This window comes from Flammeovirga sp. OC4 (assembly GCF_000812565.1).
Taxonomy (GTDB): Bacteria; Bacteroidota; Bacteroidia; order Cytophagales; family Flammeovirgaceae; genus Flammeovirga.
This window is the reverse complement of record NZ_JTAM01000012.1, coordinates 138,607-151,721: the sequence shown is the minus strand read 5'-3', so window position 1 is coordinate 151,721 and position 13,115 is coordinate 138,607. Positions and strand designations below refer to the sequence as shown.

11 protein-coding genes are annotated in these 13,115 nt (G+C 32.0%); 3 read left to right on the top strand and 8 right to left on the bottom strand.

What is annotated here, in order from left to right; all coding sequences use genetic code 11:
• Positions 1-158 precede the first annotated feature (158 nt).
• A complete protein-coding gene (locus PL77_RS11215) occupies positions 159-1,190 on the top strand; it encodes an MraY family glycosyltransferase (protein ID WP_052444327.1) in 1,032 nt (343 codons plus the stop codon).
• Positions 1,191-1,387: 197 nt separating this feature from the next.
• Here PL77_RS11215 and PL77_RS11210 read toward each other — a convergent pair whose 3' ends face one another.
• From PL77_RS11210 to hemB, 4 genes are all read right to left on the bottom strand, one after another.
• Positions 1,388-1,699, bottom strand: coding sequence for a hypothetical protein (locus PL77_RS11210; protein ID WP_044204905.1), 312 nt, complete (start codon positions 1,697-1,699; stop codon positions 1,388-1,390).
• 691 nt (positions 1,700-2,390) lie between these two features.
• Positions 2,391-3,707: a hypothetical protein gene (locus PL77_RS11205; RefSeq protein ID WP_044204902.1), complete on the bottom strand. Its 1,317-nt coding sequence runs from the start codon at positions 3,705-3,707 to the stop codon at positions 2,391-2,393.
• A gap of 119 nt (positions 3,708-3,826) precedes the next feature.
• Positions 3,827-5,443, bottom strand: a complete 1,617-nt coding sequence (locus PL77_RS11200) for a M61 family metallopeptidase (protein ID WP_052444326.1) — start codon at positions 5,441-5,443, stop codon at positions 3,827-3,829.
• A gap of 96 nt (positions 5,444-5,539) precedes the next feature.
• The gene (gene hemB, locus PL77_RS11195) at positions 5,540-6,514 is read right to left on the bottom strand and encodes a porphobilinogen synthase (RefSeq protein WP_044204898.1); all 975 of its coding nucleotides are present in this window, start codon (positions 6,512-6,514) and stop codon (positions 5,540-5,542) included.
• A 173-nt stretch (positions 6,515-6,687) separates the two neighbouring features.
• On the opposite strand from hemB, the gene PL77_RS31755 reads away from it, so the two are divergent.
• Complete coding sequence (locus PL77_RS31755) at positions 6,688-6,861, top strand: hypothetical protein (RefSeq protein ID WP_156152325.1); 174 nt, start codon at positions 6,688-6,690, stop codon at positions 6,859-6,861.
• 44 nt (positions 6,862-6,905) lie between these two features.
• Here PL77_RS31755 and PL77_RS11190 read toward each other — a convergent pair whose 3' ends face one another.
• The 3 genes from PL77_RS11190 to PL77_RS11180 all read right to left on the bottom strand — a co-directional run bounded on the left by PL77_RS11190 (position 6,906) and on the right by PL77_RS11180 (position 10,243).
• Positions 6,906-7,913, bottom strand: coding sequence for a hypothetical protein (locus PL77_RS11190; protein WP_156152324.1), 1,008 nt, complete (start codon positions 7,911-7,913; stop codon positions 6,906-6,908).
• 66 nt (positions 7,914-7,979) lie between these two features.
• Complete coding sequence (locus PL77_RS11185) at positions 7,980-9,743, bottom strand: mechanosensitive ion channel family protein (protein WP_052444325.1); 1,764 nt, start codon at positions 9,741-9,743, stop codon at positions 7,980-7,982.
• 146 nt (positions 9,744-9,889) lie between these two features.
• Entirely contained in the window at positions 9,890-10,243 is a 354-nt protein-coding gene (locus tag PL77_RS11180) for an RNA-binding protein (protein ID WP_044204893.1), read from the bottom strand.
• Between the two features lie 373 nt (positions 10,244-10,616).
• Between PL77_RS11180 and yciA the strand changes: the two genes are divergently transcribed.
• The gene (gene yciA, locus PL77_RS11175) at positions 10,617-11,021 is read left to right on the top strand and encodes an acyl-CoA thioester hydrolase YciA (RefSeq protein WP_044204890.1); all 405 of its coding nucleotides are present in this window, start codon (positions 10,617-10,619) and stop codon (positions 11,019-11,021) included.
• 78 nt (positions 11,022-11,099) lie between these two features.
• Here yciA and PL77_RS11170 read toward each other — a convergent pair whose 3' ends face one another.
• Positions 11,100-13,016 (bottom strand): arginine--tRNA ligase, encoded by a 1,917-nt coding sequence (locus tag PL77_RS11170; RefSeq protein WP_044204888.1) that lies wholly within the window; start codon positions 13,014-13,016, stop codon positions 11,100-11,102.
• Positions 13,017-13,115: the final 99 nt, after the last annotated feature.

The window sequence follows — 13,115 nt, the reverse complement described above, 5'->3', positions numbered from 1 at the left end:
AGTCCGAACTAGTGGGGTAACTATATAATGCTTGCTGAAAAGATGATATACTAAATAAATAAATTATGCTCATATTACTTTTATCCTTATTAACGTCTCTTACTATATCTTTAATCGCTGTACCCGAAGTCCGAAAAGTAATTATCAAAAGCCGTCTAATGGATTCTCCAGGTGGCAGAAAAATTCACACTGGACTTATACCTGCGATGGGAGGAGTAGGAATATTCCTTGGATTTACCCTATCATTTTGCCTATGGGGAGAAGATACATCTTCCCTAAATCTTAACTTCCTTTTCTTTGGTTTAATACTCATGCTTTTTATGGGTACCAGGGACGATATGCTTCCTTTGAGCCCAAGGAATAAACTAATCATACAATTTCTTGCTACATTTATTGTAGTAGTACTTGGTGATGTTCGCATTAGCTCACTTTATACCCTTTACCCAGATACTGAGCTACCACTTTTAATTTCCTACGGGTTGTCAATATTTGTCATTATTAGCCTTACAAATGCCTTTAATTTAATTGATGGTATCAATGGTTTATCAGGCAGTATTGCTACCTTCATAACATTTAGCTTAGGAATTTGGTTCTATCTAGTGGACGAAATTACTATTTCATTAGCGATGTTCTCGATGACTGGCGCTTGTTTAGGCTTTTTATACTATAATTGGGGTAAAGCTCAAATATTTATGGGAGATGCAGGTTCTTTGTTTTTAGGTTTCTTTTTATCTATATCCCTAATCATTTTTGTAAATATTGATTTTGCTCTTGATTTGACAAATCCATACAAGATAAATGCTCCTATTAGCTTAGCAATAGCTCTTTTCATCTACCCGTTTATTGATACTTTAAGAGTATTTACAATAAGAATTTTATCAGGAAGGTCTCCTTTTTCTCCTGACAAAAAGCATATTCATCACATTCTTATCAGAACTGGTCTTACTCATGCTTCAGCAAGCTCAATGATTTTAGCCTTTTCTGGTGTTTTCACTATATCTGTATTAGGTATAAGTTCTTTTATCAATGATGTAATGTTGTTAGTTCTAATACTATCATCTTTATATTTTATTCCGTTATTCTTAAAATTAAGAGTAAGCTATTATAAAGAGCATTGTCAAAAAACGCCTATTACTGCAAAAGAGAAAACATTAAAACATAAGATTTTTAAGATTGAAAAAACAGGATAAATTCCATAATTGATATATAGACAACACATCTTAAATCTTTTTTTAAGACATTATGACACTCACTAAAATTAAGAATATAAATCTTATTTAGTGAGTGTTTTTTTATGCCCCCTACTCCATAAAATCGATAAAAACACTATTATCCCAACATTAATTAAAATAAAATATTAAAACCTCTGAAAAATAAACCAATTGAACTATAATAAATTCTTGAGCTTATTTTTCTCTAATGATAATTCTTCCTCAATACTCTCTAACTTATTCGACAATACACCAATTATATCATGTGAGTTTAGCTCCTCTTGGAATCCTAATTTGTGATCTCCTAGTATATGAAGTGAGACACTATTAAATGACTCTGGGTCTTCTAAAAAATTCTCAATATTTTTCTTTTTTCTCATTAAGGAATTAATAGAATTAGAAAGTGATTCAAATTCCTTCATTTTATCAAATGTATTGTCGTTTGATATATTTCTGTCAACTTTTCTCAGTAAATTAAATTTAGGCATTTTAATATAATCTTGTATCGTAAATAATTGTTTGTTGTTAGATAATGTCTTTACACAACTAGACATCAAAAAAATAAATAACAGGTTATATCTACTGTTAATTAGTATTCTTAATAAGAATCTTTATAATTTCTAATTAGCCAAATAATCGAAGAAAATAAAGAAATGAGTTGTAACAAATTATTACAGGTTGTCATTTTCGATTATGCATTATAAAAACCAGATAATATTAAGAGCTTAACTAAGCTGTTGTACATTTGAAATTAGGGTAAGTTGGATAACCATAGCCGCAGCTACGTGATGATATTCTAACGAAGAGTAGACTGAAAAGAAAATCCAAACCTTCCAATTTTATTCGTTCAACTGCTTATCTGTAATAACACATCAGGAACTTAAGATGTGTCTTAAAAAATTGTTATTGAAAGAGATATTTTGATGATAAATAATTTCCATGAAATGAAAAGATGAATAAATAGTACACACATTGTAGTTTAGATCAATTCTGATGTACAAATATATCATCATTTTATCAGACAAGTTGACATAAATCTTAAATTTTAACAAGGAATTAATTTCAAAGAGCTGTTTTTTGTTTTAATAATCATTAATAATAAAAATGCCTTGTCCATTACAGTCCCTAATGGAGCTGTAATGGACAAGGCATTAATATTTTATATCTTATAAGTGTTTCCTACATTTGAGCACCATTATTTTTTTCAGTACTAAAAAATTCTATAGAATAAGTAGCAGCAGGGAAATAAGGTCCTTTACGTGCATCTTGAAAAGATTGAATACACTTTTGTAAATCCTGATTGTTATATACATATCCCATCAATAGGCTATATTTCACAAACTCTTGAGGTGATACGTTCGAATTACTCAACAAATTAACTCCTGTGTTAATAGCCTCTTCTCTTTTACCCAATTTATATTGAGCAACAAGTTTATAATATAAAATGTTTCTCGCACCTTGAAAGTTTGCCAAACACTCATCTGCGTATTTTAAAGCCTTCTCATATTTCTTAGCACAAATAAGAATATCGATAAATTGGTCATAAGCTTTTAAATAAAGTTTATCAAACCCTTTGTAATCTTTTAGACCAAGTTCAAACAAATGAATTCCTTTATGATGATGCTCTTCTTTTACAATAATGTCTGCCAACAATATATTCGCTTTAATATAAGTAGGATCAACTTTCATTGCCTTTTCCAACATCGTTTTAGCTTGATCAAAATTATAAATATCTTCCAAAGCTGAGGCTACTGCAAAGAAATAATCTGGTTTTAGCTTTGTTATAAATGGCTTATAAGGCCCTACATCTGCCTTACTTAAAATTGGCATTGCATTCTTATAGTCCTCTTGTAAATAATAAGCCATGCCTTTTTCATAATAGTATTTTGCCGTTTGATTAATTGGTGCATTAGCAGCAAATTGACTCAAAATCTTATCAATCGTCGTTATAGATTCACTGTATTTTCCAAGATTGTTTGTGATTTGAGCATCTAAGTAAAGTGACTCTACATGGTCAGGTGCAATGCTAAGTGCATTTTGAGAGTAAATTCTAGCGTCCTGAAAACGGTCTTGGTAGAAAAAGAAATTTGCAGTCTCTACACAAAGATTTATTCTTTTTAGTGGATCTTTCTCCACCTTCAACCATACATCAACATATTTTTTATATTGAGAATATTTCTTCTGATTCTGATATACCTTCGAAAGAGCTGGGTATACTGGCAAATAATTATTGTCCAATGCAATTACTTTTTGCCAATCTTGAAGAGCCCTTGTGGTGTCTTTAATCATTAGATTACATACACCTTTCCAATAGTGTACTTTTGCGACAGTATCCGACAAAGATATAGCTTGTTCATACTCCACAATAGCCCTATGATAATCTTTAGCAATTCTGAATTTTTCAGCATTTTTAAAGAAAAGTTCTATAGGATTTTTTTCTTGAGAGAAAACAGCGGTTGAAGTAAGAAATAAAAAAATTAAGAGTAAATTTTTCATGTCAGTTTGAAATGAAATTGAGTTTTTACATAAAAATTTAAATAGAGAAGCAACAGCTATCAGTATTTATTTAAAATTCCAAAATCGTGCTTTAACATTATCCTTCAAAGATAAGTATATTAAATTATACTTAACTTCGAATAATACATTTTTTTCTTTGCAACCAACTGTTTTGCAAGTATTTGTCCATCTCTTTCTAAATAAATATCTATTTTTTCTTTATTCATCAAGACATTTTCCCAAGATGTCACTTTTTGTTGTTCACAATATTTAAAAACATCTCCTACTTGAATGTCTTCATTGTTATTATATGCTATATCTACAACTTCTCCAGTAGAGGATAATTTAATCCCAAAATCACTCATCCATTTACTTTGAGCATTTGTCTGTTCAACTTTCCAACCTAAAAACTCTAAGCATTTTTTTAACTGAAGTTCAAGTGATTTTGTTCCATAAACATAATCAGAGAAAAAACGTTCCATATCCTCACCACAAACTTGCTGAACTATTTCCTGAAAGTCTTTTGAGGTATAACCTTTCTTTTGTCCACCATATTGCTGGTTGAATAAAAACATTACATCATCTAAACTTTTCTCCTTATTTGTCATTCTTTGAATCTCACTATCTAGCATTAGGGCTACTAACGCACCTTTTACATAAATAGATGTTTTTCTTGAAGGGATACCTTTTTCATATCCATCTACCCATAATTCCAATGAGGAATCACTGACAGATTTTACAAACCTTCCTTGATTTTCAAAATGCCTATCTAATAATGTATTCAGTTCTTTCTTATATTGACTTTCACTGAACACCTCCGCTCTGTACAAACAAGCATCACCATAGTAAGTCGTCACCCCTTCTGCTACATAACCCGTATCAAAATAGCTTTCTTTAAATAAGTCATAAGGTAATAACTCTTTAGGTCTTATTTGCTTGATGTTCCATACGTGAAATAGTTCATGTGAACTCACACCCAAAAGATTATTGTAAAAATCTTCCTGATGAAAATCATTTGAAGGTCCTAATGTAACGACAGTATTTTTATGGTGTTCAACACCATGATAATGTTTAAAAATTGGAAGAATGCAGAGATAGTGAAATTCTTTATGAGGAAAAGAGCCGAAAATCTCTAATTGTACTTTAGTGAATGCCTTAAAATCTTTGATTATTTTTTCCCAATCAGGGGTAATATCTCCTTGTAACCAAATGTGATGAGTAACTTCGTGTTCAATAAAACTACCGTGATGAAGTTGTTTACCTAAAAGAATTGGAGTTTCGGTTAATTCTTCAAAGTCTTCAAAAGTAAAGATTCCATTTTCTACTTTAGCTGATGACGCTATTTTGAAAGCCTTATCAAAAAGGAGTTCAACGTCAATTTTATTCTTTAACTGTGACGCAGGAACCAATGCACATCCAATAAAATTAATCAGACAAAAATGTTCACTTACCCATGTACCTCCTGCATCTTGATGCCTAGCATAATAATCATACGATATGGTGACCTGCTCTCCTTTTTTTACGTCTGAAAGTAACCATTCATTTCTACCATTTACTTTTATTTTCCCTTTCGAAGTATTTAAACTTCTAATATTCTTTGCAAAATTCTGAACTTGATACCTACCGGGACGCCACAAAGGTAGTTTGATTAGCATTTGCTCTTCATCCGCATTAAAGACAAGTTGAATGGAAAGAAAATATTGGTGTGACTCGTTAATTTTTATCGAATAATGCATCTAATTAGTATGTTTTAAACCTTGAAAAATAAAAAGCTTTCTACTAGCAATTTACAATTGTCTAATAGAAAGCTTTAAAAATAACTTATAGAAAGTCTATTTTCTCAAAAGTACAGCGGCTTCTTTAGCAAAGTAAGTTAAAATAGCACTTGCTCCTGCCCTTTTGATACTCAATAGCATCTCCATCATTGTTTTATCATTTTCTAACCACCCGTTTTGAGCTGCAGCTTTAAGCATTGCATACTCTCCTGAAACGTTATAGGCTGTGATTGGAATATCAAAATTATCAGATAACGTTTTGATTATATCTAAGTAAGACAATGCAGGCTTAACCATTAAGAAGTCAGCTCCTTCTACAAAATCAAGTTCGGCTTCAATTAATGCTTCTTTTACATTGGCCGGATCCATTTGGTAAGTCTTTTTATCACCAAATTTAGGTGCTGAATCTAAAGCATCTCGGAATGGACCATAAAAAGCAGAAGCGTATTTTGCAGAATAAGACATAATAGAAACATCTGTATATCCATTATCATCTAATACTTCACGAATATACCCAATTCTACCATCCATCATATCTGAAGGACCAATGATGTCTGCACCTGCCTTCGCTTGTGCCAACGCCATTTTGCCTAAAACCTCTAAAGTTTCATCGTTAATGATTTTGCCATCTCTAACAATTCCATCATGACCATCAGAACTGTAAGGGTCCATTGCTACATCTGTCATTAAGACAGCGTCAGGGTATTTTTCTTTGATTGTAGATAAAGCAACTTGATACAAACCTTCTGGATTGCTTCCTTCAGTTGCCATACTATCTTTCTTATCCTCTCCTAATGAAGGGAAAAGGCAGAATGATTTGATACCTAAATCTATACACTCTCCAATTTCGACCAATAAATGATCTAACGTATATCTATAAATACCAGGCATTGATGGTATCTCTTCTTTTTTATTTTCTCCTTCAATCATAAATAAAGGGAAAATGAAGTCATCTACTGTCAATAAAGTTTCTTGAACCATTTGACGAATACCGGCTGACTTTCTATTACGGCGTGGTCTTCTTGTTAACATCGATTATTCAAATTTTTCACAATTTATTATATGAAAAATCAAGAATCAAGTGATTATTTTTTTAATAAGTGAAAGATTTATATCAAATGTTAATGTCATTATCTAACAGCCTATTAAATACGTATTAAATTATATAATACACTAAATAACACACACTTAAAACAACAATCATCATGAAAAAGTTTTTGCTATTTATCGTACCTACTGTTTTTCTAATTTTAGATATTGGAGTAATTCAAACAGCCATTAATGCTAATACTGAACTCGGTGTTATTATGGCATCACTTGTTGCTGTTATGGTTTCTGCTGTAACTGTTTTGTCCATTCCTATGATTAAGAATAGTTAAGTACTGCTTAAAAAACAGATTTAACCTTCATCCTGAAAATATAATTACTTTGAAGAGATTGATGAATAATTGATCTCTTTTTTTATGTCTATAGTAAAAGACCTTATCAAATTTGACGGCTTTTCCATATCACATATCAAATCACTCCTGCTGTACAATTTTGGTTGAAATATACCAGAAGGTGAAGACTTCTGTAAAGATTCATATTGATCTAAACAAATGACACACCTGTTGAATACTCCTATACTATAAAACTCTAAAAATGACCCTATTTTCTGGAATGAAGTATCAGTCGACTTTTCAAAAAGTTGCCTAATTAAGCTATAATATAAATTCTTTACTTCCTTGATTGATGTTGAAGTTGTGAGTAATGTATCTACATTTTCTTGTAAATCTTCATAAAGGTCAAAAATATCATTACTAAACTGGGTTATTCCGCCTAGTAAATAGAAAAAGTCATCATCCTGAGGAGTAACTTTCTTAAGATAAAGACGAATAAAATAAAGAAACGATTCTCCCCCTTTTCGTATAGTTAAGTCAAGTAATTGTTCCTTATTCAACACCCCTTGATGAAATTGTTGTCTACTATCTTCTTGAACACACAAAACATCATCAAGACTTTTAAGGTAACCTTCCCTTGTATTATAAAAGTGTACACTCTCACGATGTAAAAATTCTGATAACTTTTCAGAAGAATTAATGGGAGGTTTTTCAAAAGACACCATTTGTCTAACTTCATCTAAAGTATATTCCTGAATATCAAAAAAATCATCTACTAAGCCTGTCAAACTACATTGATAAGTACTATATTTCCGTTCCTCAAAGGTCATTTTCTCTTTTCGAAGAAAACATATTAATTCTCCTAAAATAGCGGGTACTATCAATCCATAATATCTTGTGATTTTTTTATAATCAGTAGCTGTTAATGTGTGATCAGAATTCTCAAAAAAAGGTTTTAACTGAGGAATTAAATGTCTCTTTATAAAAAATTTCTGGTGCAATACAGCACTACCTACAAAAAACACTTTGTAAAGAAGTTTGAAAAATTTCAACCATAAATTCATAGGACGAAAATGACAAAAGTTTTTGAAACCATCAATTATGATGTAGCATCTTCTCTATTTGTCGTTATCCTTGCCTAAATCTTTTTCATTATTTTTTGGTTCAGAAACCTCATCATCTTTCATTAATTTAAAGTCAGGTATTGTGATTTCATTATCCTCCCTATTTGCTCTATAATGTGGAGACATTATTTCCACTTTTTCTCTAGCAAATATATCTTGTATGTTTTGATGTAATTTAGAATAGATTCTTGGAATTTTCTGAGGTTGCCTAGTATGTGCATTGAGTTGATAGCTTACATAATAATCATCTAAAGAGGTTTGTAACACATAGGGAATTTCACCTGCGATTAACCCATCAGTCATTTCTGCAGCTTCTTTCAACATAGCATGTACTTTTCTCCACGGCACATCATATCCAATGGTAACGGTAGTGTGAATTATTAATTTATATCGATTAATGGGTTGAGAATAATTAATAGTATTCGATTCTGATATTTTACTATTGGGAATGGTTATTATTTCATTTTTGGAAGATTTCAAACGAGTCACAAACAATGAACGCTCTACCACCTCTCCCATTACATCATTAATTTTAATCCAATCTCCAATCTTAAACCTCCGCATATATGTAATCACAATTCCACTTATAGCATTTGTAATCACTGAGGTGGAACCTATTGAGAGTAAAACACCCACAAATACAGAAATGCCTCTAAACTCTTGAGATTCGGCACCCGGTAATAGTGGAAAGATCATAATGACCATAAAAGTATAAAGCACGAACTTGATGATTTTCATAGTAGGCGGTACCCAATCTGGATAAAAACCATGTATTTTTAACCGTTCCTCAGCAATCGCTTTAGCAAATGTTTTAATTATTCTGATCGTAAAATGAAAAACTAGAATAATAACGATGATTTTTAAAAGGCTTGGTGTATAGGCAATTATAGCGTAAATAATCTCTACAAAAGGATCTATGATATAGCCAAAAACCTCATCTGAAAAATCACGTAAAGGAGGTGAAAAACGACCAACAATTGGTAGATATAGAGAAACTAAAATTACAATGAGTGTAATTCGGATTCCTGCCAAAATATACCTTGCAATCAAAATTTGGTTTTCTTCTGTCAAGATCCTCACATTTTTGACTGTTTTGCTTCTAAACCAACCTTTTTCATCTCTAATCACCTTAATCATTGTCACCTTGTAAACTCTATTGATGACAACAATTAGGATCAGTAAAATCACTAACCCAATCAAAGCGATAATACCTGATACTTGCCCTTGATAATTGATCTTATCCCTTAATGCATGATTGATTTGTTCTTGACGAAATTTTGCCAACTCAATTGTAGACATTGAACTTAAAGAAGCATCAATAGAATCTATAGTATGAAGTACAATCTCTTGATAAACCAATTGATAATTGGTATCAAAAATTTGTAATTCAACTGAATCAATTAAGTAAAGTGTGTTTTCAGCAATCTCCACTATGGAATCTGAAAGTACTTTTGCTCTTTGAAGGGCCGATATATTATTTCTTCTATGGACATAAAATAAGGTATCTTCAAATGGAATTACAGGCTTTCCTTTAACTAGAAATTTTGCTTTCTTTTTGACACCTTTATTCGAAAGTGAATCTAATTTTTTTAATTGACGCCTTAAAAGGTCTCTGTAAATAGAGTCTGCAACAATAAGGCTTTGAATTTCCTTATACATTTGCAACTGTTCTTTTGGTATACTGGTATTCTGTGCTTTGGAGATAAAGGCTAGGATAAAAAAAGATAAGACAAATAGAATGATCTTTTTAAATTTCATTTCATGATTGTTTTTGGGTATCCGTGTACTTAATCACTAAATAATTAAGGGTAAATAATAAGATAGTAAATTCTTTGGGCAAAAGAAAAAGGTCTAACAATCTTAGTTGTTAGACCTTCGGATATAATTACTTAGATGTTGTAGAATTAGTATCTTCCACCACCTCTATTGTAACCGCCGCCGCCATAGCCGCCGCCGCCGTAACCACCACCGCGGTTACCACCGCCATATCCACCACCACGGTTACCACCGTTGTTCTCACGTGGACGAGCTTGTTTTACTACAATAGTACGGCCATCTAATTCTGATTCATTCAAATTTTCGATAGCAGTTGTCGCTTCTTCGTCGTTTGGCATCTCTACGAAACCAAATCCTTTTGAACGTTCTGTTTCACGATCGTATACTACTTTAGCAGAGGAAACTTCCCCAAAGTTTTCAAATAATACTCTTAACGCTTCTTCTTGAGTATTGTAATTTAATTTTGCTACAAAGATATTCATCTTCAACAAATAAAAATGGTAATAAAAAAAACAAATATTGAGATGAAATATCAAATGTGAAAAACGATCCAAAACTGGAAACTACCGTATTTTAAATAGTTATAAATAAGAAACTCAACTCATATATATGCAAGGTAGCCAAAAATATTAGAAGTATGCATTAAAATATTAAAAAATCTATATTAATTTTTTATTTAGAATGATTATATCGTAATCATCAGATTTTCAACACCTTACAACAACACTAATAATCGCTTATTAAAATAATTATATTTTACCTGTAAAGAATACACTAAAATCTTATTTTTTAAACTCAAGATAACAGAAAATAAATATTCATATATTCGCAGATATACACCTAAACTTTTTGATTATGTTGGACAATAACACTCCTAAGGGAGATCTATTACTTCGTACACTAGCTATGCCTGCTGACACCAATGCAAATGGAGATATTTTTGGTGGATGGATTATGTCCCAGATGGATATTGCGGGAGGAATTTTAGCAAAGGAAACAGCACTTGGAAGAACTGTAACTGTAGCCGTAGATGGTATGACATTTCATAAACCTGTAAGCGTTGGAGATGCTGTATGCGTATATGGTGAAGTGGTAAAAACAGGTAGAACTTCTTTAAAAATTCATTTAGAAGTATGGGCTAAACCATTATTAAAAGGACATACCGATCTTCATAACTACCTTGTTACAGAAGGTACTTTTGTTTATGTCTCTATAGATGATGATAAAAAGCCTAAGCCAATTCCTACAACTACTGCGTAGGTTGCATAGAAATACTTAAACAATAAAAGGCTACTTCCTCAATGAAAAAGTAGCCTTTTAAGTTATCTATAATTAAGATTACATTCTTGACGGAGATTGAACACCAATCAAGCTCAATGCAATTCTGATTGCATCAGATGATTGTTTTGATAATGCAATTCTAAATGCCTTTTTCTGATCATCCTCTTCATTGAAAATAGGTGATTCAGAATACACTTTAGAATATTGTTTTGCCACATCAAAAGCGTAATTAGCAATAATTGATGGAGCATATGCATCTGCAGATTCAACAATTTTATCGTTCAGTTTTGATAATAATGCCACTAAATCAGCCTCTGCTTCTGAGATTTCTGTCAAACCTTTATAAGCTGCAACAGAATAATCAATACCATCTTTATCCGCTCTTCTCAATAACGCTTGTATTTTAGCATGATTATATTGAATATAAACACCTGTATCACCTTGGAAATCAATCGATTCCTTAGGATTGAAAAGCATTGTTTTCTTAGGATCAACTTTCAGTAAGTAATATTTAAGTGCTCCAAGTGCTAATTGTTTAAATAATACTTTTGCTTCCTCAGCAGTAAATCCATCGATTTTACCTGATTCTTCCGTTCTTTCTTGAGCGGTGTCAATCATTTCTTGGATTAAATCATCTGCATCAACTACAGTCCCCTCACGAGACTTCATTTTACCTTCTGGCAATTCTACCATACCATATGATAAGTGGTAAATTCCATCAGCATAAGAACGACCCATTTTTTTCATGATAGCCTGTAATACTTTGAAGTGGTAATCTTGCTCGTTACCCACTACATAAACAGACTTATTCATTCCAAAATCTTTGTACTTCAAATCAGCAGTACCCATATCTTGAGTCATATAAACGGCAGTACCGTCTCCTCTAAGCACTAACTTCTCATCTAGTTTTTCTGCTTTGAGGTCGATCCAAACAGAACCATTTTCCTTCTTAAAGAAAACACCTTTATCTAAACCTTCCTGAACGATGTCTTTACCTAAAAGATAAGTTTGAGATTCATAATATACATTATCGAATTCAACACCCATCATTTCATAGGACTGAGCAAAACCAGCGTATACCCAATCGTTCATTTTTTTCCATAGGGCAACAGTCTCTTCGTCTCCTGCCTCCCACTTTCTCAACATTTCTTGAGCCTCTAATAAAAGAGGTGCATTTTTCTCTGCATACTCAAATAATGCTTTAATATCTTTAATCTGAACTTTCTCTTCGTCTGTTAAAGGAATCTTATTTTTCTTAGAAGCACCTTTAGCCTCAATTGACTTCTTCAATGCTTTTAAGTCTTCAACACCTTCTAAAGAAGGATAGTCCGATTGCTTTTCTTCAATTAATTGTGCTATCTCTTCTTTGTATGCCTTATCAAAAGCTACATAGTAGTTACCCACCAATTTATCACCTTTCAACGTTTCACTAGGTTCCTCACCTTTCCCGAACTTTGTGTAAGCCAACATTGATTTACAGATATGAATACCTCTATCATTGACAAGGTTTACTTTCTGCACATCATATCCTGCGGCATCTAAAATCAAAGATACTGAGTGACCCAAGAAGTTATTTCTCAAGTGACCTAAGTGAAGCGGTTTATTTGTATTTGGAGAAGAATACTCTACCATTACCTTCTCACCATTGCTTGGTAAGTGGCCATAATTTTTGTCTTCAGCAATTTCCGCTAAAGTATTTACCCAAACTCCTTTACTGATGACTAAGTTTAAGAATCCTTTTACAATATTATAATCGGCAACTGCCTCCGTATTTTCTTTTAAGTACTTTCCGATTTCCTCACCAATTTGTACTGGATTTTTACCCAATTGCTTTGTCAATGAAAAAGTCACGAAAGTCAAAGAACCTTCAAACTCTTTTTTTGTAGGTTGTAATACAATTCTGGAAGTAGGTAATTCTACATCATAAATTGCCTTTACTGCTTCGGCAATACCATTTATAATTTGTTGCTCCATTTTCTAATTAAGATTTTTATTGCTTCCAAAAGCAAATTGATCTGCAAAATTACTCCTTTGTGATAAAAGTCAAAAGATACATCCTTAATAGTTGTATTT

Excerpts from the sequence above, each read along its gene's own strand:
- PL77_RS11215 (WP_052444327.1), top strand. The coding sequence starts at position 159 with ATGGATTCTCCAGGTGGCAGAAAAATTCACACTGGACTTATACCTGCG.
- PL77_RS11210 (WP_044204905.1), bottom strand. The coding sequence starts at position 1,699 with ATGCCTAAATTTAATTTACTGAGAAAAGTTGACAGAAATATATCAAAC.
- PL77_RS11205 (WP_044204902.1), bottom strand. The coding sequence starts at position 3,707 with ATGAAAAATTTACTCTTAATTTTTTTATTTCTTACTTCAACCGCTGTT.
- PL77_RS11200 (WP_052444326.1), bottom strand. The coding sequence starts at position 5,443 with ATGCATTATTCGATAAAAATTAACGAGTCACACCAATATTTTCTTTCC.
- hemB (WP_044204898.1), bottom strand. The coding sequence starts at position 6,514 with ATGTTAACAAGAAGACCACGCCGTAATAGAAAGTCAGCCGGTATTCGT.
- PL77_RS31755 (WP_156152325.1), top strand. The coding sequence starts at position 6,688 with ATGAAAAAGTTTTTGCTATTTATCGTACCTACTGTTTTTCTAATTTTA.
- PL77_RS11185 (WP_052444325.1), bottom strand. The coding sequence starts at position 9,743 with ATGAAATTTAAAAAGATCATTCTATTTGTCTTATCTTTTTTTATCCTA.
- PL77_RS11180 (WP_044204893.1), bottom strand. The coding sequence starts at position 10,243 with ATGAATATCTTTGTAGCAAAATTAAATTACAATACTCAAGAAGAAGCG.
- yciA (WP_044204890.1), top strand. The coding sequence starts at position 10,617 with ATGTTGGACAATAACACTCCTAAGGGAGATCTATTACTTCGTACACTA.
- PL77_RS11170 (WP_044204888.1), bottom strand. The coding sequence starts at position 13,016 with ATGGAGCAACAAATTATAAATGGTATTGCCGAAGCAGTAAAGGCAATT.